We start from the raw sequence: 22551 nt of genomic DNA, 5'->3' as shown, positions 1-22551 counted from the left end.
AAAAATGTGGATAAAAAAGATAAGAAAGGAAAACTTATCCACAAGCTACTTAATTTTCTTTTTAATTGCTTCTATTTCTAAACGTAAATTATCGTCTTCGTCAATCAATGATTTGATTTTAGCATGGGCGTGAATAACGGTGGTGTGATCCTTTCCGCCAAATTCTTTTCCGATTTTTGGAAGACTGTTATCTGTCAGTTCTCTAGCTAGATACATAGCAACTTGACGCGCTAAAACGATGTTTTGAACTCGTCTCGTCCCCTTCATTTCTTTAACACTCACTCCATAAAAATTACCAACTTCAGTTTGGATTTTCTCAATTGGAATAACAAGTATCTGGCGGGCGTCTTGTTTACGTGCTCTAATAGCTTCTGCAGCAATATCAATAGTGATATCCTTAATCTTCTTCACTCTGGCAATTAAAGTGATATCGTTGATTGCTCCTTCCAATTCTCGAACATTTGAATCAAATTGGCCAGCCAAGTATTCTAGAGTATCACTTTGGAAATGGTAATCCAAGTGCTCTGTTTTACTTTGAAGAATGGCGATACGTGTCTCAAAGTCAGGAGGAGTGATATTTTGCGTCAATCCCCAGCTAAAGCGCGTGACAAGTCTCTCTTCAAGTCCTTCTAGGTGTTTAGGACTTCGATCACTGGTTAGTACAATCTGTTTCTGCTTATCATGAAGAGCATTGAAGGTATTGAAAAATTCTTCTTGGGTCGCGACTTTTTTGCCACTGAGAGATTGGATATCATCGATCAACAAGAGATCAAGACTACGGTAAGTCTTTTTGAACTTTTCCATTTCCCCAAGTCGCAAGTGTTCAAGAAAGTCATTGATAAAGCTTTCGGCAGGAATGTACTTGACACGCGCATCAGGAATATTTTTCAAAATCTCATTTCCAATCGCATTGAGTAAGTGAGTCTTTCCAAGACCAGGTCCTCCATAGATGAAAAGAGGATTATAGGTCAGAGCTAAATCTTCAGATACTGCTAGTGCAGCAGACACCGCCCAAACATTCCCATCACCTTGAATAAAGTTATCAAAGGTATATTTTTCTTTTAACCCTGTTTCGGAATAGGGAATCGTTGGTAGTGCAGGTGTGTAATCGTAAGTAGAGACACTATTCGTATCATTTACTTGAGGAGATTCTGTACTCTGAGGTTTAGTGAAAATATAGTGAGGTTTGATTTCAGAATCATAAATTTCAAAACCAGCAGCAATGATAATATCTTTTAATTGCTTTTCCCACACCATTTCCATCTCTGATCTCGGTAGAAATATAGTAGCTGTATTTTCTTCTACTTTGATGAGTTCAGCAGGTGTAGCATAGAAATCATACATAGATCGAGTCAATCTTTCTTGAGCAAATTCTAAAATACGATTCCAAAATTGCTTTTCTTTCAACTAATTTTCCTCCTTTACTATGATTTTAGTAGTTTAGTGCTAGACTTATTTTACCATAGATAGTAGGATTTTTCCACAGATTGGGGAAAAGAATCCACAATGTTAGTAGTATTTATCCACAGATTGGGGATAAATAGGAAAATCCTTGATTTAATAGGCTTTTTGATAAAAAAATTGGTGGATAAATTTGTGGGTTGAGAAAATAAAAGAACAGCCTTATTTCAGGCTGTTAATAATTCTATCGTATTCTTCTTGACTTGAAAAGGAGATAATAATCTTTCCAGTATCTTTTTTTGAAAGTTTAATTTCTACACTTAAACCGAGTAGTTTTTTTAATTTATCTTCTTCGTCTTTGATGAAAGAATCACTTTTTTTTTGCTTCTTTCGTTTTTTCTCTGTAAGAAGTGCTTCTAGCTTTCTCACAGAAATATCTTCATTTTTGATTAGTTGGAAGAAATAGTCTTGCTGCTCTTTGTCCAAACCAACTAGTGAACGTGCATGCGCTTGAGAAATTTTTCCATTTTCTACTTCAGTTAAGATATATTCTGGTAGGGAAAGCAAACGAATAAAATTAGTGATATAAGGACGAGATTTCCCCATTTTATCCGCTATCTCAGTGTGAGTAAATCCTTTTTCTACTAAAGATTCGTAGGCGCGTGCTTCTTCAACAGGATTTAAATTTTCTCTCTGCAAATTCTCAATGATTGACTGGATCATCATTTCCTGATCTGAGAGGTGCTTTACAACGGCTGGAATAGAGGTCAGACCAGCCAAGAGAGAAGCCCGATATCGTCTCTCTCCTGCAAGGATTTCATAACCAATTACAGGAGCTTGACGAACGATGATTGGTTGGATGAGCCCATTTTCTTTGATTGACTGAGCTAATTCCTTTAGTTTATCTGTATCAAATTCTTTTCGAGGTTGGTAAGGATTCTTTTGTATTTCAGAGATAGAAATCATTTCAAATTTTTCCATGATTCTACACTAACATATCTTTTACTTTCTGTAAAGTTTTCTTTACACTGATGTCAATTAAGACTCTAAATCACCAGAATTCTTATCTAGTTTAATTGAAGTTGTTTCCTCCTTACCGTTACGGTAGTAGGTTATTTTGATAGTATCTCCAATAGCATGATTGTAAAGAGCATGTTGTAGGTCTGTTGATGAGGCAATCTCTTTGTCGTCAACTTTGGTAATGACATCGTATTTTTGAAGATGTCCATTTGCTGGCATATTGTTTTGAACAGATCGAACAACTACACCTGAAGTGAGGCCACTTGGAATGTTAAGTTTTCTAAGATCACTAGCTCCAACATTTGACAGATTGACCATTTGAATTCCAAGAGCAGGACGAGTCACTTTACCATCACTTTCAAGCTGTTTAATGATATTTTGTGCATCGTTTGAAGGAATTGCAAAACCAAGACCTTCTACAGATGTTCCACCATTACTTGCAATTTTACTTGATGTAATACCAATTACTTGTCCTTGAATATTTACAAGTGGACCACCAGAGTTACCAGGGTTAATGGCCGTATCTGTTTGAATGGCTTTTGTTGAAATAGCTTGACCATCTTCAGATTTTAGAGAAACATTTCGATTAAGACTTGAAATAATCCCCTGTGTAACTGTATTAGCATATTCTGAACCTAGAGGACTACCGATAGCAATCGCTGTTTCTCCAACACTAAGTTGACTTGAATCCCCAAATTCTGCCACTGTTGTAACTTTTTCTGAAGAAATTTTAACGACAGCAATATCAGAGAAGGTATCAGATCCGACAATTTCACCAGGAACCTTGGTACCATCTGCTAAGCGGATATCAACTTTTGAAGCTCCATTGATAACGTGAGTATTGGTTACAAGATAGGCATCTTTATCATCCTTTTTATAGATAACACCTGATCCCTCACTTGCGATTTGTTGATTGTCTGAATCAGAATTAGTTTCATCAGCATTAAATACACTACTTTGTCTACTGCTAGAAGAAGAATAAGTAATGATTGAGACAACAGCATCCTTAACTTTATTTACTGCTTGAGTGGTTGAATTTTCATTTTTATAGGATGTTTGAGTGACAGTGCCAGAATTATTATTTGTAGCTTGATTTCCTTGTTTTTGATAAAGTTGTAATGTTACGAAACTTCCTAAGGCACCGCTTAAAAATCCGATTAGAATGATTACGAGAATTTTAACTCCTTTTTTGTAAAATTTTTGTAAGTGTTTCATAAACGCCTCCGTTTGTTATTTATTTACTCAGATTATAAACCTATTAACTTAATCCAAACTTAAAAGCTTAAAGTTTTACACAAGTTGTGGATAACTCGCTTTATTCTGTGAATTTACTAGTAATTTTGGATGATTTTTATGTGTATAAGATGTGAAATGAAGTGTGGATATGATAGAATAGAAGAATGAAAATAAAAATTGTAACAGTAGGAAAATTAAAAGAAAAATACCTTAAAGATGGTATTGTTGAATATACCAAACGAATTTCACGTTTCGCCAAATTAGAAATGATTGAGCTCACTGATGAGAAGACACCTGACAAAGCCAGTGAATTAGAAAATCAAAAAATCTTGGAAACAGAAGGTGAAAGAATTCTTTCTAAGGTTGGAGAAAGAGAATTTGTCGTTGTACTAGCCATTGAAGGAAAAACACTCTCCTCAGAGGAATTTAGTAAGCAACTAGAGCAAGCTTCTATCAAAGGATACTCAACGCTTACTTTTATCATTGGAGGAAGTTTGGGTCTAGCTCCTGTTGTAAAAAATAGGGCCAATCTTTCTGTCAGTTTTGGACGTCTGACATTACCACATCAGTTAATGAGATTGGTTTTAGTTGAACAAATTTACCGTGCTTTTACAATTCAACAGGGTTCTCCTTACCACAAATAGAAGATTGACTTAGCTCTTGTTTTTTGATAGAATGGTCATGTTAGGTCTCATAGCTCAGCTGGATAGAGCATTCGCCTTCTAAGCGAACGGTCGCAGGTTCGAATCCTGCTGGGATCAATTTTAGATGCGAAGCTGGGGTAAATCCCAGCTTTTTTCTTAAAAAAGTGCGTTTCAGGTGCAAAAATGTACAGTTGGGAAGAATTTTTTCTTACATGGTCTTCATTTTGTATAATAGGTGTGTAAGTTAACTTACAAGGAAAAATAATACAGGAGATTTCATTATGAAAAATACAGTAAAGTTGGAACAATTTAAAGAAGTAACAGAGGCAGAATTGCAGGAGATTCGAGGTGGAGATTGGAGAATTTCAGAAACAATTCGTAATCTTATTTTTCCAAGAAGAAAGTAATGAAATAAAGGTAGAGAGTAATGGATTTATTTGGATTAGGGATAGCTATTTTTTATTTTCTCATCATTAGCAAAAGTTATGAATGGATTTGTAAAATAAATAGAAAAGAACAAATTGTTTTTTTCTGTTACACATGTATCTCAGTTTTTATACTTGAAGAAATTATTACACTAGTATATTCTAATAGTTTTGCTTTGTCTAAATTTTTATTTCCTTTGGTTGTGTACCTTTATTTAAGAAAGTTAAAGAAGTCTGAAAAATACAAAGCTATTTTTATCAGTTTACTATTGTCTTTATTATATCACAGTACTCATACTTTTATATCCGTAACCTTATCTTCTATAACAGGAGATGAAGTAGTATTACACTATAAAAGTACATTCCTTTTAGTAGTATTGTTGATGACTTATTTTTCTATTCTAATAATAATTCGTTATTTTCATCTGGAAATTAAATATTTTGATAAAGATTATCTGTATCCTTTTTTAAAAAAAGTAATAGTTGCTTTCTTTGGTTTACATATCTTATTGTTTATTTCAGATATAGTAAGTACAACTCATCATTTAAATAGCTTCGGAAGTATTTTATCAACCATTGTTTTTATTTGCTTGTTATTGATTTTCTTTGCAATGAATTCTCACAAGGTTCAAATTGAAAAAGAGATTGCTCTAAAACAAAAGAAATTTGAACAAAAACATTTACAGACTTATACTGATGAAATTGTGGAGTTGTATAATGAAATTCGAGGTTTTCGTCATGACTATGCAGGGATGCTTGTCAGCATGCAAATGGCGATTGACAGTGGAGATTTACAAGAAATTGACAGAGTTTACAATGAAGTATTAGTAAAAGCAAATCAGAAATTGAGGTCAGAAAAATATACTTACTTTGATTTAAATAATATAGAAGATTCTGCTTTACGAAGTTTAATTGCTCAATCGATTGTCTATGCACGAAAAAATGATGTAGAGTTTACATTGGAAGTAAAGGATATCATTACTAGACTGTCAATAGATTTACTTGATCTTGTTCGTATCATGAGCATTTTATTAAACAATGCTGTTGAAGGTGCTGCAGATAGTTACTTGAAACAAATGGAAGTTGCAGTCATTAAGATGGATTTTGAAACAGTTATAGTTATCCAGAATTCATGCAAAATAACTATGACGCCTTCAGAGGACCTATTTGCCTTAGGTTTTTCTACCAAGGGAAGAAATAGAGGTCTAGGGCTTAATAATGTCAAAGAGATTTTAGATAAGTATGACAACATTATTTTAGAAACAGAGATGGAAGACAACACATTTAGACAAATTATTAGATTTAAGAGGGAATTCGAATGAAAGTATTAATTTTAGAAGATGTTATTGAACATCAAGTGAGACTAGAGAGAATATTAAATGAAATCTCAGAAGAATCGAATATTCCTATTTCATATAAGACAACAGGAAAAGTTCGTGAGTTTAAGGAATATATCGAAAATGACGAAGTAAACCAGCTTTATTTCCTAGATATTGATATTCATGGAATCGAGAAAAAAGGCTTTGAAGTGGCTCAATTTATCCGTCATCACAATCCTTATGCTATTATTGTCTTTATTACCAGTCGATCTGAATTTGCTACCTTAACGTACAAATACCAGGTATCAGCCCTAGATTTTGTTGATAAAGATATCAATGATGAATTGTTCAAAAAACGCATCGAGCAGAGTATTTTTTACACTAAGAGCATGCTGCTTGAAAACGAAGATGTTGTAGACTATTTTGATTACAACTATAAAGGAAATGATTTGAAAATTCCTTACCATGACATTTTGTATATCGAAACCACAGGAGTTTCTCATAAACTTCGGATTATTGGTAAGAATTTTGCTAAAGAATTCTATGGAACTATGACAGATATTCAGGAAAAGGACAAACATACCCAGCGATTTTATTGCTCCCATAAATCTTTCCTTGTCAATGTGGGAAATGTGAGAGAAATTGATCGAAAGAATTTAGAAGTTGTCTTTTATGAAGATCATCGTTGTCCTATTACTCGTTTAAAAGTCCGCAAACTAAAAGATATTCTAGAGAAAAAATCTAAAAAGTGATTGACAATTAGTAAGAAATTGATATAATGGTTATATCTGCTACAGATAGATGGTCCGTTGGTCAAGGGGTTAAGACACCGCCTTTTCACGGCGGTAACACGGGTTCGAATCCCGTACGGACTATTTTATCCGCCATAGCTCAGTTGGTAGTAGCGCATGACTGTTAATCATGATGTCGTAGGTTCGAGTCCTACTGGCGGAGTCAGATAAAAATAGAACACCATTGGTGTTCTTTTTTTAGTTTACATCACCTAACATTTTCATAAGGAAGTCTGTCATTTCTTGCGGACTTTCTTTTTTTCCGTGAGCAATCCAAGTCTGGCAAACACCAAATAGGGCATTTGTTAGATAAATACTGCTGTATTCTAATTCTATTGGAGTGAGTTGTAATTTCATAAAGCGTTTCTGAAGGTCGGTACTAAGCATAATGTGAAGCTTATTTCTCAAGAAATTTTGGATTTCTTTTGTCCCATTTTCAGATAAGAGTGCAGCCAAGAGTGGCTCAGACTCTAAATATTCAAATACTTCTAAAATAGCATCTCTTTTGCGATGAGCATGTTTTTGGAAAATATACTCAAAGGTATGAAATAGCTTACTTTGGTAGAGTTCAATCATATCATACTTATCCTTGTAGTGAGTGTAAAAGCTGGAACGACTAATTCCGGCTTTTTCTGCTAGCTTGACAGTAGAAATTTGATCAAAGGGCTGGTCCATCAATAATTGAACCATGGCATTTTCGATAATTCGTTTTGTTTTTAAACGTTTGTTACTTTCTTTCATAATTCCTCCTTGTAAACAAAAATAGACTATGTGTCTAAAAAAATATTTTTTACCTTGTAATTTAGATTTTTTGATGTATAATCTATTATATCAAAATTTTAGACAATATGTGTAAAAAAGGAGGAAACATGTTTAAAGAATGGAAAGCAATATTTAAAAAACCGACCTTTATCATTGTTATGATAGGGATTTCTCTCATTCCAGCTCTATACAACATTATATTTTTATCATCCATGTGGGATCCATATGGTCAAGTATCGGAGTTACCTGTGGCAGTTGTCAATAAAGATAAGGAAGCTTCTTATAATGGACAGACAATGACAATAGGTGAAGACATGGTGTCTAATTTAAAAGAAAATAAGGCTTTAGATTTTCACTTTGTTAATGAAGAGGAAGGGGAAAAAGGGCTAGAAGATGGTGACTACTACATGGTAGTGACTTTACCAAGTGATCTATCTGAAAAAGCTACTTCTATCCTAACGAATCATCCTGAACAGATGCAGATTGATTATCAGACGTCAAGTGGGCATAGCTTTATTGCAAGTAAGATGAGTGATTCTGCAATGACACAATTAAAACAAACCGTCTCTACTAATGTTACTGAAACGTACACTAAGGCTTTATTTCAAAAAATGAATGATTTGAAGTCTGGAATAAATAAGGCAGCTGAAGGAAGTGAACAATTAGCTAATGGAGCCGATCAGTTGGTGACGGGAAGTCAAACATTGACGACAAATCTTAATACTCTAGCTAACTCAAGTGTAACTTTTTCAAATGGAGCGGATCAATTTACAAAAGGCTTATCTAGCTATGTGTCTGCTATAGAGCAATTACATATTGGTTTAGGAAATTTTAATAGTGGTTTACAAAGTTATACAAATGCTGTCTCGCAAGTTGACACTGGACTTGGTCAATTAGCTTCAAAAACTCCTGAGTTGGTGACAGGTGTAAATCAGCTAAATACAGGTATAAAGTCCTATACAGGTGGCGTTTCACAACTGGATACAGGTCTCAATCAATTTTCAGTTGGTGTAAATGCTTATACAAGTAGTGTAAAAGAACTTTCTAACGGAACAAGTCAATTATCCAATCAATCAGATACACTAAGAGATGGAATGGAGCAATTAAATACTGGTATTAAAGAAATTTCAAGCCAATTAGAGTCCTCATCTCAACAAAGTGAAGAAATAGCGCAAATGGCAAAAAGCTTAGGAGAACTAAATAAAACACTACAAGCTCTTACAATATCAGATAATACTCAACTGAAAAGTACATTGTCAGAAGCTTTGCCAAATCTAACAACTCTTGCTCAGGATATTGTGACCAAAAGTCAGACAGAACAAGAGAAAACTATTGCTAACCTTCAATCAACAGCTACTTATCAATCTCTTACAGAGGAACAAAAGAAAGAACTGACAGAAGCTATTTCTAAAAATTCTAATTCTACTATTGAGTCAGCAAAAACAATTTTAACGACAGTAGGGGGATTAAAAGAAAGTATAGAGAATTCAGAACAACAAGTATCTAATCTATCTGATGTGCAGACGAAAGCAAATCAACTCTTACCTGCAGCATCTAGCTCCTTGACAACCTTGTCAAATGGATTTACAACATTACAAACTTCTGTAAATAATCAGTTAGTTCCTGGAAGTCAGTCAATTGAAAAAGGAGTTGTAAACTACACTAAAGTACTGGATACTATTTCTATAGGTGCTAATCAACTAAGTGAAAAGAATGCAAGTTTAACAACTAGTCTAGATCAATTAGTTTCTGGATCAAGTAAGTTGACAGAAAATACATCAAGTTTGACAGCTGGAGTAGATGCGTTAGCTGGAAAAGCTCCAGAATTAGTATCAGGTATAGAAAGTTTGTCATCTGGTTCTGTTCAATTGAATAATAAGAGTCCAGAGCTGATAGCAGGTATTACTAAATTACAATTTGGCTCTGGTCAATTAACAGATAAATCAACACAGTTACTTTCTGCAGCATCTCAACTAGGAAGTGGTGCTATGAAGATTGCAGATGGTACTGGAAAACTAGCAGAAGGTGGAACAAGCTTAACCTCTGGTCTTGAAGATTTACAGACAGGAGTTGATTCATTAGGGCAAGGATTAGGCAATGCTAACAATCAACTTAAATCAGCATCAACAGAGTCAAAAAATGCAGAAACATTAACGGAACCCTTAAGTCTTTCAAAGACAGATAATGATCAAGTTCCTGTAAATGGGATTGCTATGGCTCCTTATATGATATCAGTCGCTCTCTTTGTCGCTGCATTATCAACAAATATGATTTTTGCTAAATTACCTTCAGGTCGTCATCCTGAAACTCGCTGGGCTTGGTTCAAATCTCGCTTTGAGATAAATGGAGTTATAGCTGTTTTAGCCGCTGTCTTAGTCTATGGTGGCGTTCATCTTATTGGTCTAACAGCAAATCATGAAATGAGAACCTTGTTCTTAATTATTATCGCAAGCTTAACATTTATGTCTATGGTAACTGCATTAACAACTTGGAATAGCCGTATAGGAGCCTTCTTCTCTCTTATTTTACTATTATTACAGTTAGCATCAAGTGCGGGGACCTATCCCCTTGCATTGACAAATGATTTCTTTAAAGGTATCAGTCCATGGTTACCAATGAGTTACTCTGTATCAGGCTTGCGACAAACAATCTCTATGACAGGAAATATTCATCACCAAGTGATTTTCCTTATTATAACACTAGCTTTCTTTACTGCTTTAGGTATGCTAGCTTATCAACCTAAGAAAATGGAAGAAGATTAAAAAGATTGACCAAGGAATTGGTCAATCTTTTTCTGTCTTAGATAAATTTCGTCTGTGATTATAGATCCCAAAAAGAAGAAGGGCAGTTAGTGAGCAGGCTGCTCCAATAACAAAACCATTGGGGATAAAGGAAAGTGTAATGGTGCCTTTTCCTTTTGGAACATCAACTTTCATAAAACCAGTTTGAGCCTGCTTGATTTCAAGTTTTTTCCCATCCTGGTATGCAGACCAACCTTTGTCATAAGGAATAGTGAAGAAAATAGAGGTATCTTGTTTTACTTCATATGTAGCAAAGACTTTATTTTTAGAGGTGGATACTTCTACAGGTTGTTCTTTAATTTTTTGGATTGCTTCAGTTAGGGCCTGAGTATCTAAACGATAGAAGGTTGGAGATTCAAATGACACCTGAGAATTTCCAGGGAAACTAACACTGATATTGAAAGTTTTCTGTTCTTGAGTATAACCCAAATTAAAGAAATTAAATGCATTGTCAGTTGTAAAAGTCTTTTTTTCTCCATTGACAAGGATATCAACTTTCTTTTGCTTATCGTTTGTAAAATGAAGATTTGAAAAAGAGAGATAGACTTGACTATTTTGAGGAACCTCAATTTGATAATCAATCTTTGCATCTTCATTCGCAGAACCTGTGATGCTGGTTAAACCATCTGAAGTATCTGTTTTATCATATGCTATTTGGGAGAAGTAATCTAAGTTGAGATTAGCAAGCTGGTTTATAAATAAAGCCTGATTATCTAGAGTGTGATTGTTAAAGTTTACATCTGTGTAAATAGATTGAGTAGCAAAGGCAATGGGTAAAGAGAGTTGATTTTTATATAAGGTTAAATGATCCTTTTGATAAATCTCTTGAAAGCCATACTTATCAAGTGAAGTTTCAGAAATATTGTACTGGATTCCAAATAAACTGTCTGCTAAAAGACTGTTATTTGTATAACGGAGATTGAGGTTGGTTCCAGAGGATTTGAATCCTAGTTTATCCAAACTAGTGCTAGCTGAGCGATTTCGTACAGACGAAAATTGAGAGATTCCATTGTAGTTAAATTTCATACTGTCATTCCCAGTCTGAATTTGCAGTTTTTCAGTACGTGTAAATGGATTGTCAATTTGGTTTAGAATGGATTCCATAGCGGTGATATCTCTATTATAGGCGCTACGAGAAGCAAAGGCCCATTCTTTAGCTATTCCTTCCATTTGAGATGAAGCATTTAAGCTTATCTCAAATGTTATAAATAAAGACAAAAGAATTGCAAATAGATTTATAGAGATAAATTTTCTAATGACTGCAAGAAGTAAAAGAGCATAAACTAGTAGAAATTCAAGAGTGAGTAGGATATTCAAATCAGTTAGAAAAGAATAGTGTGATTTAAAATAGACAGTAGCCAAAAATCCTGTTAGTACAAGAAAAAGTGAGACAAATAGATTCCAGAGCTTCAGTTCTTTCAGACGATTTAAGACTTCTGCTGCAGTATAAATTAACAGAGTGGAAAAAATCCAAGCATAGCGATGCAAAAACATATTTGGGGTGTGCATCCCTTGCCAAAATAAATCAAGTGCTTCTATGTAAAAGCTTGTTATTAAAAAAGTAAAAAAAATTGCATAGATAAGTTTCACGTGAAACTTAATGGATTTTATTGTGAAAAATAGAATGGTCAAAATAAAAGGAAGCAATCCAACAAAAATCATTGGTATAGATCCATACTTAGTTGTATCAAAAGATCCAATGAATTGTTTTGCGAAAATATCCAAATACCAGCTACTTTCTGTTTTTAATTTTGTGATGGCAGTTAACTTCTCCCCATGAGTTTGTAAATCAAACAGTGTAGGAAGAGTCATAATCAAACTAGCCATTCCAGCTAAAAAGGAGGTAACAACAAAATCAAGAAAAGATGATTTTCGAGTTTTAAAGTCCCAAGAAATTTGGCAGAGATACCAGAAAATAAGAAACAATACTGTCATATACCCAAAATAATAATTTTGAATAAATAAGATTGACAAACTTGTAAAGTATAGTAGGCGCTTCTTTTGTGTTATAAGTAGGTATAAACCAGTTATAATTAAAGGAATCAAGATAAAAACATCTAGCCAGGTTTTTATCTCTAACTGACTAATGGTAAAGCTCATTAGAGCATAGGAAGTAGATAAGGCAAGTTTTAAAAATTTTGGGATATCTTTAAATAATCTAGTCAAACTAAAGAAGGTTGACAGACCAATCAATCCAAATTTTAAGAGAGTGGTCAGATAAACAGCATCTGGCATATTCGACAGATTAAAAAAGTAAACCAGAGGTGAGAGAAAACTACCCAAGTAATAACTAGATAGAGCATAGAAATTCAGTCCGAGGCCACTTGTAAAGGTGTAAAACAAACTACCATTTCCATGTAAAATATTTCGTAAAGCCACATCAAAAATAACGTATTGATGGAAACCATCTCCTAATAGTGGAGATGTATCACTATTCCAGTAGATACCTTGAGTTAGGTATACTCCAGTCATAATTACTAAAGGAATGATGAAAGAAACAAAATAGGTCCAATATGTTTTAAAAAATGATTTCATGTTACCTCGTAGAATGATAGAAAACTCAGTTGGTTACCCCAACTGAGTTTTGAAGTCTTATTTAATCTTTCCAAAGTTCTTTAACTTTTGCTTGTACTTCTGCATTTTCTAGGAATTCATCATAGGTTTCATCGATACGATCAATGACGCCATTCTTAGACAAAACAATGATATGGTTTGCCAAAGTTTGAATGAACTCGTGGTCATGACTGGCAAAGATGATTGATTCTTTAAAGTTTTTCAATCCATCGTTCAAGCTTGAGATAGATTCCAAGTCCAAGTGATTTGTTGGATCATCAAGTACAAGGACATTTGATTTCAAGAGCATGAGTTTTGAAAGCATGACACGTACTTTTTCTCCCCCTGACAAGACGTTTACAGGTTTGTTAACCTCATCTCCAGAAAAGAGCATACGACCAAGGAAACCACGTAGGAAGGTATTGTCATCTTCTTCTTTACTTGCAAATTGACGCAACCAGTCAAGGATTGACTCTCCTCCTGCAAAATCAGCCGAGTTGTCTTTTGGCAAGTAAGAACGGCTAGTAGTAACTCCCCACTTGACAGTTCCTTCATAGTCGATGTCACCCATAATTGCACGAATTAATGCAGTCGTTTGGATGTCATTTTGTCCAATAAGAGCTGTCTTATCACCTGGACGCAAGATGAAACTAATATTGTCTAGGATAGTTTCGCCATCAATCTTTACAGTTAGATTTTCTACTGTCAAGAGATCATTACCAATCTCACGTTCTGCTTTAAAGTTGATAAATGGGTACTTACGACTAGATGGAACAATCTCTTCTAATTCAATCTTGTCAAGCATTTTTTTACGAGACGTTGCTTGTCTTGACTTAGAAGCGTTGGCAGAGAAGCGAGCAACGAATTCTTGCAATTGCTTAATTTTTTCTTCTGCCTTGGCATTACGGTCTGCTAGCAATTTAGCAGCGAGTTCAGAAGATTCCTTCCAGAAGTCATAGTTTCCGACATAGAGTTTGATTTTTCCAAAGTCAAGGTCGGCCATATGAGTACACACTTTGTTTAAGAAGTGACGGTCGTGGGATACTACGATAACGGTGTTATCAAAGTCAATCAAGAAGTCTTCTAGCCAAGTAATAGATTGGATGTCCAACCCGTTGGTCGGCTCGTCCAAGAGAAGAACATCTGGTTTGCCAAAAAGTGCTTTGGCAAGGAGAACCTTCACTTTTTCACCATTGGCCAATTCGCTCATGTTTTGATAGTGCAATTCTTCTGGAATGTTTAGGTTTTGAAGTAGTTGAGACGCTTCACTTTCTGCTTCCCAACCTCCAAGTTCAGCAAATTCACCTTCGAGTTCGGCTGCACGAACACCATCTTCATCGGAAAAATCTTCCTTCATGTAAATGGCATCTTTTTCTTTCATGATGTTGTAAAGTTTTTCATTTCCCATAATGACGACATCAATAACTCGTTCATCTTCATAGTCAAAATGATTTTGACGGAGAACAGAGAGACGTTCATCTGGACCAAGAGAGATGTGACCAGTTGTTGGCTCGATATCACCAGCTAAGATTTTTAAGAATGTAGACTTCCCAGCACCATTAGCACCAATTAATCCATATGTATTTCCTTCTGTAAATTTGATATTGACATCATCAAAAAGTTTGCGATCACTAAAACGTAGTGAAACATCAGATACTGTAAGCAATGTTTTTCTCCTATAATATGTAATATATTTATTCTACTAGAAAAGAGAGAAATATTCAAATTTTTGTTTGTCAATTTTATGTCAATTAAGTTTACAGGGTTATTTACAATGAGTTAGTTGTTTGATTTAAATAATTTTCTGTTATTTTAACAAAAAAATGCTATAATTGAAGAGACCATTTCGAAGGAGAAAAAAATGACGAAACCCATTATTTTAACAGGAGATCGCCCAACAGGAAAACTGCATATTGGACATTATGTTGGGAGTTTAAAAAATAGAGTATTACTACAGGAAGAAGACAAGTATGAGATGTTTGTTTTTTTGGCGGACCAACAAGCATTGACAGATCACGCCAAAGACCCTCAAACGATTGTAGAATCGATTGGGAATGTTGCCTTAGATTACCTAGCAGTTGGACTAGATCCAAGTAAATCAACTATCTTTATTCAAAGCCAAATTCCAGAGTTGGCTGAATTATCTATGTACTATATGAATTTGGTGTCACTAGCTCGTTTGGAACGGAATCCGACAGTAAAAACAGAGATTGCTCAGAAAGGGTTTGGAGAAAGTATTCCGACAGGATTTTTGGTTTATCCGATTGCGCAAGCAGCAGATATTACTGCCTTCAAGGCTAATTATGTTCCTGTTGGGACAGATCAGAAACCAATGATTGAGCAAACTCGTGAGATTGTTCGTTCCTTTAATCATGCTTATAATTGTGAGGTTTTGGTAGAGCCGGAAGGTATTTATCCAGAAAATGAGAGAGCAGGACGTTTGCCTGGTTTAGATGGAAATGCTAAAATGTCTAAATCCCTTAATAATGGTATTTATCTAGCTGATGATGCGGATACGTTGCGTAAAAAAGTCATGAGCATGTATACTGATCCAGACCATATTCGGGTTGAGGATCCAGGTAAGATTGAAGGAAATATGGTTTTCCATTATCTAGATGTGTTTGGTCGTCCAGAAGATGCTCAAGACATTGCAGATATGAAAGAACATTATCAACGTGGTGGTCTCGGTGATGTAAAGACGAAACGTTATCTACTTGAAATATTAGAACGCGAACTTGGTCCTATTCGTGAGCGCCGTATCAAATTTGCTAAGGATATGGGAGAAGTGTACAATATGCTTCAAAAAGGTAGTGAGAAAGCGCGTGAGGTTGCGGGGCAAACTCTATATGAAGTTAAGGGAGCAATGGGACTAAATTATTTTAAATAATAGATAAAATATGAATCGTAAAACTATCTCTTCCATAGGATCACAGGGATAGTTTTTTTATGATTTCTACCATAAATATAATTGACAAATTTTCATAGAATGGTATGATAGATACAATACAAAAAGAGTCAAGCTCAAAAAGAAAGAAAAGAGGAAACTTCAATGTCTAATTGGGATACTAAATTTTTAAAAAAAGGTTTTACCTTTGATGATGTATTGCTCATTCCAGCAGAAAGTCATGTGTTGCCTAATGATGCAGATTTAACAACAAAATTGGCAGATAATCTGACTTTAAATATCCCAATTATAACAGCCGCCATGGATACAGTTACAGAAAGTCAAATGGCTATTGCCATTGCTCGTGCAGGTGGTCTTGGAGTAATCCATAAAAATATGTCTATTGCGCAACAGGCAGATGAAGTTCGTAAGGTAAAACGTTCTGAAAATGGTGTTATTATTGATCCATTCTTCTTGACTCCAGAACACACTATTGCTGAAGCAGATGAACTGATGGGACGTTACCGTATCAGTGGTGTTCCAGTTGTGGAGACACTTGAAAATCGTAAATTGGTTGGTATTCTAACAAACCGAGATCTTCGCTTTATTTCAGATTACAATCAGCCAATCTCAAACCATATGACCAGTGAAAATCTTGTCACTGCTCCTGTGGGTACAGATCTTACAACAGCTGAAAGCATTCTTCAAGAACACCGTATTGAAAAACTTCCTTTGGTTGACGAAGAAGGTCGTCTTTCTGGCTTGATTACTATTAAGGATATTGAAAAAGTTATTGAGTTCCCAAATGCTGCCAAAGATGAATTTGGTCGTCTACTAGTAGCTGGTGCAGTCGGTGTCACTTCAGATACATTTGAACGTGCAGAGGCTCTCTTTGAAGCAGGGGCTGACGCAATTGTTATTGATACTGCGCATGGTCACTCTGCTGGGGTTCTACGTAAAATTGCTGAAATTCGTGCTCACTTCCCAGATCGTACTTTGATTGCGGGTAATATTGCAACTGCTGAAGGTGCGCGTGCTCTTTATGATGCGGGTGTGGATGTTGTCAAAGTCGGGATTGGACCAGGTTCTATCTGTACTACTCGTGTGATTGCAGGTGTAGGTGTCCCACAAGTGACAGCGATTTATGATGCGGCAGCAGTTGCGCGTGAATATGGAAAAACAATCATTGCTGATGGTGGAATCAAGTATTCTGGAGATATTGTAAAAGCCCTTGCTGCAGGTGGAAATGCGGTTATGCTTGGATCAATGTTCGCTGGAACAGACGAAGCACCAGGTGAAACGGAAATCTTCCAAGGACGTAAGTTTAAAACCTACCGTGGTATGGGATCAATCGCTGCAATGAAGAAAGGTTCAAGTGACCGTTACTTCCAAGGTTCTGTCAATGAAGCAAACAAACTTGTTCCAGAAGGAATTGAAGGCCGTGTTGCCTATAAAGGAGCAGCAGCTGATATTGTCTTCCAAATGATTGGTGGTATTCGCTCTGGTATGGGTTACTGTGGTGCAGCTAACCTTAAAGAACTACATGATAATGCTCAATTTATTGAAATGTCTGGGGCTGGTCTAAAAGAAAGCCATCCTCATGATGTGCAAATTACTAATGAAGCACCAAACTACTCTATGTAGGAAGTAAAAAAGAACTCCTGATTTTCAGGAGTTCTTTTTATTTACAAAGTTGTCAATGTTGATTTACAGAAATTTTACCGTTTTGAATATTGAAAATACTAAGGTTTTCTGGCAAGTTTTGTAAGTGGTCTAAACTTGTTGTTGTAATAAAGGTTTGGATAGATTGAGAAATGGTTTCTAGTAATTTTAGTTGCCGTGTATTGTCAAGTTCGCTCATAACATCATCAAGCAGTAGTATCGGAGACTCGTTGGTAATACTTTCCATTAGCTCAATCTCTGCTAGTTTGATAGAAAGTACAAGACTACGATGTTGACCTTGGCTTCCAAAACTAGCATCCATTCCATTGATATAAAAAGCAATGTCATCTCGATGAGGGCCAACTCCAGTATTCTTTTTAAATAAGTCTCTGGATCTGCTTTTCTCCAAAGCAATTTTAAAAGAATTTGTTAGCTGTTCTTCATTAGTGAAGTTGACAGATGATTGATAAGATATTGACAGCTCTTCTAATTCATTTGAAATTTCTAAGTGTTTTTTTTGACCAAATTTCTCTAAGTCTTTAATGAATTTTATCCGATGCTTTATAACACGACACCCATACTCTACTAGCTGATCGTCTAAGACTGACAGAAATGTATCGTCAATCTTCTGGCTGGATTTTAGATAAGTATTTCTTTGCTTGAGTATGTGATTATAGTTTGACAAGTCTGACAAGTAGATTGGTTTAATTTGTCCCAGTTCGATGTCTATAAATTTTCGACGGACAGAAGGTGCTCCCTTAATTAGCTGGAGATCTTCAGGTGCGAAGAGGACAACATTCATATGTCCGATGTAGTCTGATAGGCGAGCTTGTTTTAAGTGATTGACTTTAGTCACACGCCCTTTTGGCGTTAAATCAATTTCTAGAGGGATAGAGCTTGTTTTTTTCTGTAGCAAGCCAGAAAGATGGAGTTGCTCGTTATCAAAATGAATGAGATTTTTATCTGTACGAGTCCGATGACTACGTGTCAAGGCCAAGAAATAGATTGCTTCTAGAATATTGGTTTTTCCTTGTGCATTTTGACCTAGAAAGACATTTAATTTTGGATTGAAATCAATTTTTGCCTCTTTGTAGTTTCGAAAGGTTTTAATTGTTAAATGTTTGAGCCACATGGTTATCTTCCTGGAAAACGTGGAACTTGTTTGGTTTTAGGCGATGAAGAAGTTTTTTGTTTTTCTTTCTTGATACCTTTATTCATCTCTTTGACAAGTTTAGCAATTCGCTCTTTCTCAATCTTATCTGCTTGATACTCTTCTTGCTCTTTTAAACTTGGTTGTGTCAAGTTGATGTCAATCTTTAAATCAGGAATATCAATCGTATCTCCAATACGGATTTTTTTCCCACGTCTACTTTCTAACTCACCATTAAAGTAAACTTGATGATCTATTAAAAAGGATTTGATAGCACCTCCGCTTTGTATAATTCCAAGTTCTTTTAGGAGGGCTTGGAGCGTAATAAATTTTTCAAATAATTTGTATTCCATAATTCACCTCAATCTTTGGTATTATACCATATTTTCCTTGAAATAGCTGAAGGAAAGTTAGCTGAAATGAAAACGGTTTTACTCTTTAAAGCTATAAAGAGAACAAGAAAAATTTTAATTTTCGTGGTATAATAGAACTCTATATGTAAGGAGGTAAGGTATGGAATTAGTGCCTGGAATTTCAGCACATTTTGTTCAATCCAAAAAGTTTAAAACAAATAAAATCACTATTCGTTTTACTGCTCCCTTATCTCTTGAGACAATAGCAGGACGCATGTTAAGTGCGAGTATGTTGGAGACGGCAAATCAAATTTACCCAACATCTCAAGTATTTCGCAGATACTTGGCAAGTTTATATGGAACAGATATTTCCACAAGTGCTTATCGTAGGGGACAGGCACATATTCTTGACTTAACATTTACTTATGTGAGGGATGATTTTTTAAGTAAAAAGAATGTCTTGACTTCTCGAATTTTGGAATTGGTGAGACAGACTTTATTTGCTCCCTTAGCTCAAGATTGTGCTTTTGAGCCAGCTTTATTTGAAATTGAAAGAAAACAGTTATTGGCTAGTCTAGCTACTGATATGGATGATTCATTTTATTTTGCTCATAAGGAGTTGGATAGCTTGTTCTTCCATGATGAGCGTCTTCAATTGAGATACAGTGATTTACGAAATAGTATTTCAAATGAGTCTCCGGAAAGTAGCTACACGTGCTTTCAAAATGCTCTGAAAAATGATCGTATTGATTTCTTTTTCTTAGGTGATTTTAATGAAGTAGAAATTACAGAATCGCTGAAGTCATTACCCTTTACAGCTAGAGAGAACGGCGTCACTATCCAGTACCATCAGTCTTATTCGAATGTTCTACGAGAAGAAATGGTTCAGAGGAATGTTGGGCAATCTATTTTAGAATTAGGCTATCATTCTCCTGTAAAATATGGTGATGATGAGCATTTGTCCATGCTTGTTATGAATGGTTTGTTGGGTGAATTTGCACATTCGAAACTTTTTACAAACGTTCGTGAAAATGCTGGAATAGCCTATACAGTCTCTAGTCAACTGGATTTGTTTAGTGGTCTGTTAAGGATGTATGCGGGTATCGATAGAAAAAATCGAAATCAGGCTAGAAAATTGATGAATCATCAGTTGCTAGATCTGAAAAAGGGTAACTTTACAGATTTTGAACTTGAACAAACCAAGGAGATGATTCGACGATCTTTGTTGATGGCTCAAGATAATCAACAGACCCTAGTTGAAAGAGTCTATTTGAATGCTCTATTGGGAAAATCAAGCTTTGACATTGATCGATTGGTGGCAAAATTAGAGAATGTTGGTAAAGAAGCTGTATGTAAAGCTGCTAATAGTTTGAAGTTGCAAGCGATTTACTTTATGGAAGGAGTAGAATGACAAAGGTTGTTTTTGAAGAAAAATACTATCCTGCTGTAAAGGAAACAGTCTACAAAGCACAATTGTCAAATGGATTGACAGTTTCTTTACTCCCTAAGCAAGATTTCAATGAGGTTTATGGGATTGTAACAGTTCAATTTGGTTCTGTAGATGCAACTTATACAAGCTTGGGAAAAGGTTTACGTCATCATCCAGCAGGAATTGCACATTTTCTTGAACATAAATTGTTTGAAAGAGAAAACTCTGAGGATATAATGGCTGCATTTACTCGATTAGGTGCGGATAGTAATGCCTTTACAAGCTTTACTAAGACCAGCTATCTTTTTTCAACAATTGACCATCTATTAGAGAATTTAGATTTGCTAGATGAGTTAGTCAGAGATGTTCATTTTACAGAAGAGTCTGTTTTGAGGGAACAGGATATTATCCAGCATGAACGAGAAATGTACCAAGACGATCCAGACTCACGCTTGTTTTTTGCAACATTAGCCAACCTTTATCCTAATACTCCTTTAGCAACAGATATTGTTGGAAGTGAAAAATCAATTGCTGAGATTCAAGTTTCAAATTTAAAAGAGAACTTTACAGACTTTTACAAACCTGTCAACATGTCACTGTTTTTAGTTGGAAATATTGATGTGGAAGTTGTTGAGGAATACTTTTCGAAAAAGGAAAAGGAAGTTTCAAACCAGTTTACGGTTTTAAAAGAGCAACTCCTTTTGCAGCCTGTGAAGCAAACAGATAGTCTTCGGATGGAAGTTTCTTCACCCAAACTTGCTGTTGCGATTAGAGGTAATGGGCAAATAACAGAAGCTGAGTCTTATCGTTACAATATTTTATTGAAATTACTATTTACGATGATGTTTGGTTGGACTTCTGATCGTTTTCAAAGGTTATATGAGTCTGGGAAGTTAGATGCGTCATTGTCACTTGAGGTTGAAGTCAACAGTCGCTTTCATTTTGTGATATTGACAATGGATACCAAAGAGCCTGTTTCTCTGTCGCATCAATTTCGGAAAGCGATTCGTCAGTTTAGTAGTGATACGGATATTACAGAGGAACATTTAGATCTTGTTAAGAGTGAGATGTTTGGGGAATTTTTCAGTAGCATGAACTCCTTGGAATTTATTGCAACTCAATACGATCCGATGGATCGCGGAGAAACAATTTTTGATTTTCCGAAAATTTTACAGGAAATTACTTTGGAGGATGTTCTAGAAGCTGGACATCGTTTGATTGATAATGGTGATCTAGTTGATTTTACAATCTTTCCAGCTTAAAAGATGACTAATACTAGAAAGAAGGAATGGTACGTATGAGAAAAAAAACAATTGGTGAGGTTCTACGTTTAGCTAGAATTAACCAGGGATTGAGTTTGGAAGAATTACAGGAGAAAACTGAAATTCAGTTGAACTTTCTAGAAGCTATGGAGGCAGATGATTTTGATCAACTTCCTAGTACCTTCTATGCTCGTTCTTTTTTAAGAAAATATGCCTGGGCAGTAGAGTTAGATGAAAGAATTGTATTGGATGCCTATGATTCAGGTAGTATGATCACTTATGAAGAGGTAGATGTCGATGAAGAAGACTTGTCTGGTCGCAGACGATCAAATAAGAAAAAAACGTCTTATCTCCCCTTGTTTTATTTCGTTCTATTTGCTTTGTCAATTTTAATTTTTGTCACTTACTATGTTTGGAACTACATCCAAACTCAGCCAAATCCTTCTTCAGTTAATTATAGTGTTGTGAACTCGACTAGTTCCACAACCTCATCTAGTTCATCTTCTACTAGTCAGACGTCTAGCTCGTCTTCTACTGCGGAATCAACTATTACCGTTTCAGGTGAAGGGAACCGCATTGAAGCTCGCTATAAAACGAGTAAGGAAACAGCTACGGTTCAGCTGACTGTTTCGGATGCAACTAGCTGGGTAAGTGTTTCAGGAAGTGACCTTGAAGGTGGTGTGACACTATCCGCAGACAATAAAAACGCAAAAACAACAGTTTCAACTAAGAATCCCGTTACCATTACTTTAGGTGTAGTGAAGGGAGTTACTGTGACTGTGGACAATCAAACGATTGATACTTCGAAGCTGACAACTCAGACTGGAACTGTAACACTTACATTTACTACAGATTAAGG

At 35.4% G+C, this 22551-nt stretch carries 18 protein-coding genes and 3 tRNA genes; 13 read left to right on the top strand and 8 right to left on the bottom strand.

Annotated features, from left to right (window positions below; translation table 11 throughout):
• Positions 1-45: 45 nt before the first annotated feature.
• The 3 genes from dnaA to htrA form a co-directional block, all read right to left on the bottom strand.
• The gene (dnaA, locus tag TZ92_RS01740; protein WP_000660625.1) at positions 46-1407 is read right to left on the bottom strand and encodes a chromosomal replication initiator protein DnaA; all 1362 of its coding nucleotides are present in this window, start codon (positions 1405-1407) and stop codon (positions 46-48) included.
• A 216-nt stretch (positions 1408-1623) separates the two neighbouring features.
• Positions 1624-2382 (bottom strand): ParB/RepB/Spo0J family partition protein, encoded by a 759-nt coding sequence (locus tag TZ92_RS01735; protein ID WP_033630552.1) that lies wholly within the window; start codon positions 2380-2382, stop codon positions 1624-1626.
• A gap of 57 nt (positions 2383-2439) precedes the next feature.
• Complete coding sequence (gene htrA / locus TZ92_RS01730) at positions 2440-3636, bottom strand: serine protease HtrA (RefSeq protein ID WP_033630551.1); 1197 nt, start codon at positions 3634-3636, stop codon at positions 2440-2442.
• Between the two features lie 185 nt (positions 3637-3821).
• Between htrA and rlmH the strand changes: the two genes are divergently transcribed.
• From rlmH to TZ92_RS01695, 7 genes are all read left to right on the top strand, one after another.
• Entirely contained in the window at positions 3822-4301 is a 480-nt protein-coding gene (gene rlmH / locus TZ92_RS01725; RefSeq protein WP_000694226.1) for a 23S rRNA (pseudouridine(1915)-N(3))-methyltransferase RlmH, read from the top strand.
• 43 nt (positions 4302-4344) lie between these two features.
• Positions 4345-4418 (top strand) — tRNA-Arg (locus tag TZ92_RS01720).
• 164 nt (positions 4419-4582) lie between these two features.
• On the top strand, positions 4583-4708 hold the full coding sequence (gene comC, locus TZ92_RS01715; protein WP_000799678.1) for a competence-stimulating peptide ComC: 126 nt from the start codon (positions 4583-4585) through the stop codon (positions 4706-4708).
• 20 nt (positions 4709-4728) lie between these two features.
• Complete coding sequence (gene comD, locus TZ92_RS01710) at positions 4729-6048, top strand: competence system sensor histidine kinase ComD (protein WP_033630550.1); 1320 nt, start codon at positions 4729-4731, stop codon at positions 6046-6048.
• Complete coding sequence (gene comE, locus TZ92_RS01705; RefSeq protein WP_000866079.1) at positions 6045-6797, top strand: competence system response regulator transcription factor ComE; 753 nt, start codon at positions 6045-6047, stop codon at positions 6795-6797. The genes comD and comE overlap by 4 nt, the downstream gene beginning before the upstream one ends.
• A 51-nt stretch (positions 6798-6848) precedes the next feature.
• Positions 6849-6920 (top strand) — tRNA-Glu (locus tag TZ92_RS01700).
• A gap of 5 nt (positions 6921-6925) precedes the next feature.
• Positions 6926-6999 (top strand) — tRNA-Asn (locus TZ92_RS01695).
• 35 nt (positions 7000-7034) lie between these two features.
• On the opposite strand, the gene TZ92_RS01690 is transcribed toward TZ92_RS01695, so the two are convergent.
• The gene (locus TZ92_RS01690; RefSeq protein WP_033630549.1) at positions 7035-7577 is read right to left on the bottom strand and encodes a TetR/AcrR family transcriptional regulator; all 543 of its coding nucleotides are present in this window, start codon (positions 7575-7577) and stop codon (positions 7035-7037) included.
• A gap of 128 nt (positions 7578-7705) precedes the next feature.
• Here TZ92_RS01690 and TZ92_RS01685 point away from each other — a divergent pair, with 128 nt between their 5' ends.
• Positions 7706-10360 carry a YhgE/Pip domain-containing protein gene (locus TZ92_RS01685; protein WP_033630548.1) on the top strand — a complete coding sequence of 885 codons (2655 nt, stop codon included), beginning with the start codon at positions 7706-7708 and terminating at the stop codon, positions 10358-10360.
• A gap of 21 nt (positions 10361-10381) precedes the next feature.
• Here TZ92_RS01685 and TZ92_RS01680 read toward each other — a convergent pair whose 3' ends face one another.
• Complete coding sequence (locus tag TZ92_RS01680) at positions 10382-12934, bottom strand: YfhO family protein (RefSeq protein ID WP_045594448.1); 2553 nt, start codon at positions 12932-12934, stop codon at positions 10382-10384.
• A gap of 61 nt (positions 12935-12995) precedes the next feature.
• Positions 12996-14618 carry an ATP-binding cassette domain-containing protein gene (locus tag TZ92_RS01675; protein ID WP_000958793.1) on the bottom strand — a complete coding sequence of 541 codons (1623 nt, stop codon included), beginning with the start codon at positions 14616-14618 and terminating at the stop codon, positions 12996-12998.
• Positions 14619-14813: 195 nt separating this feature from the next.
• Between TZ92_RS01675 and trpS the strand changes: the two genes are divergently transcribed.
• Positions 14814-15839 (top strand): tryptophan--tRNA ligase, encoded by a 1026-nt coding sequence (gene trpS / locus TZ92_RS01670; protein ID WP_033630547.1) that lies wholly within the window; start codon positions 14814-14816, stop codon positions 15837-15839.
• Between the two features lie 162 nt (positions 15840-16001).
• Positions 16002-17480: an IMP dehydrogenase gene (gene guaB, locus TZ92_RS01665; protein ID WP_033630546.1), complete on the top strand. Its 1479-nt coding sequence runs from the start codon at positions 16002-16004 to the stop codon at positions 17478-17480.
• A gap of 52 nt (positions 17481-17532) precedes the next feature.
• On the opposite strand, the gene recF is transcribed toward guaB, so the two are convergent.
• Positions 17533-18630, bottom strand: a complete 1098-nt coding sequence (recF, locus tag TZ92_RS01660) for a DNA replication/repair protein RecF (RefSeq protein ID WP_033630545.1) — start codon at positions 18628-18630, stop codon at positions 17533-17535.
• Positions 18631-18632: 2 nt separating this feature from the next.
• Complete coding sequence (yaaA, locus tag TZ92_RS01655) at positions 18633-19001, bottom strand: S4 domain-containing protein YaaA (protein ID WP_033630544.1); 369 nt, start codon at positions 18999-19001, stop codon at positions 18633-18635.
• Positions 19002-19161: 160 nt separating this feature from the next.
• Between yaaA and yfmF the strand changes: the two genes are divergently transcribed.
• From yfmF to rodZ, 3 genes are read left to right on the top strand one after another with little or no spacing between them, the layout of a single operon-like run.
• Positions 19162-20412 carry an EF-P 5-aminopentanol modification-associated protein YfmF gene (gene yfmF / locus TZ92_RS01650; protein ID WP_033630543.1) on the top strand — a complete coding sequence of 417 codons (1251 nt, stop codon included), beginning with the start codon at positions 19162-19164 and terminating at the stop codon, positions 20410-20412.
• Entirely contained in the window at positions 20409-21692 is a 1284-nt protein-coding gene (gene yfmH, locus TZ92_RS01645; protein WP_033630542.1) for an EF-P 5-aminopentanol modification-associated protein YfmH, read from the top strand. Before yfmF ends, yfmH begins: the two co-directional genes overlap by 4 nt.
• Positions 21693-21727: 35 nt before the next feature.
• Positions 21728-22549 (top strand): cytoskeleton protein RodZ, encoded by an 822-nt coding sequence (gene rodZ / locus TZ92_RS01640; RefSeq protein ID WP_033630541.1) that lies wholly within the window; start codon positions 21728-21730, stop codon positions 22547-22549.
• Positions 22550-22551 lie beyond the last annotated feature (2 nt).

Source organism: Streptococcus oralis subsp. oralis (assembly GCF_000960035.1).
Lineage (GTDB): Bacteria > Bacillota > Bacilli > Lactobacillales > Streptococcaceae > Streptococcus > Streptococcus oralis_G.
The sequence above is the reverse complement of the archived record's forward strand: the minus strand, read 5'-3'. Positions and strand labels throughout refer to the sequence as shown.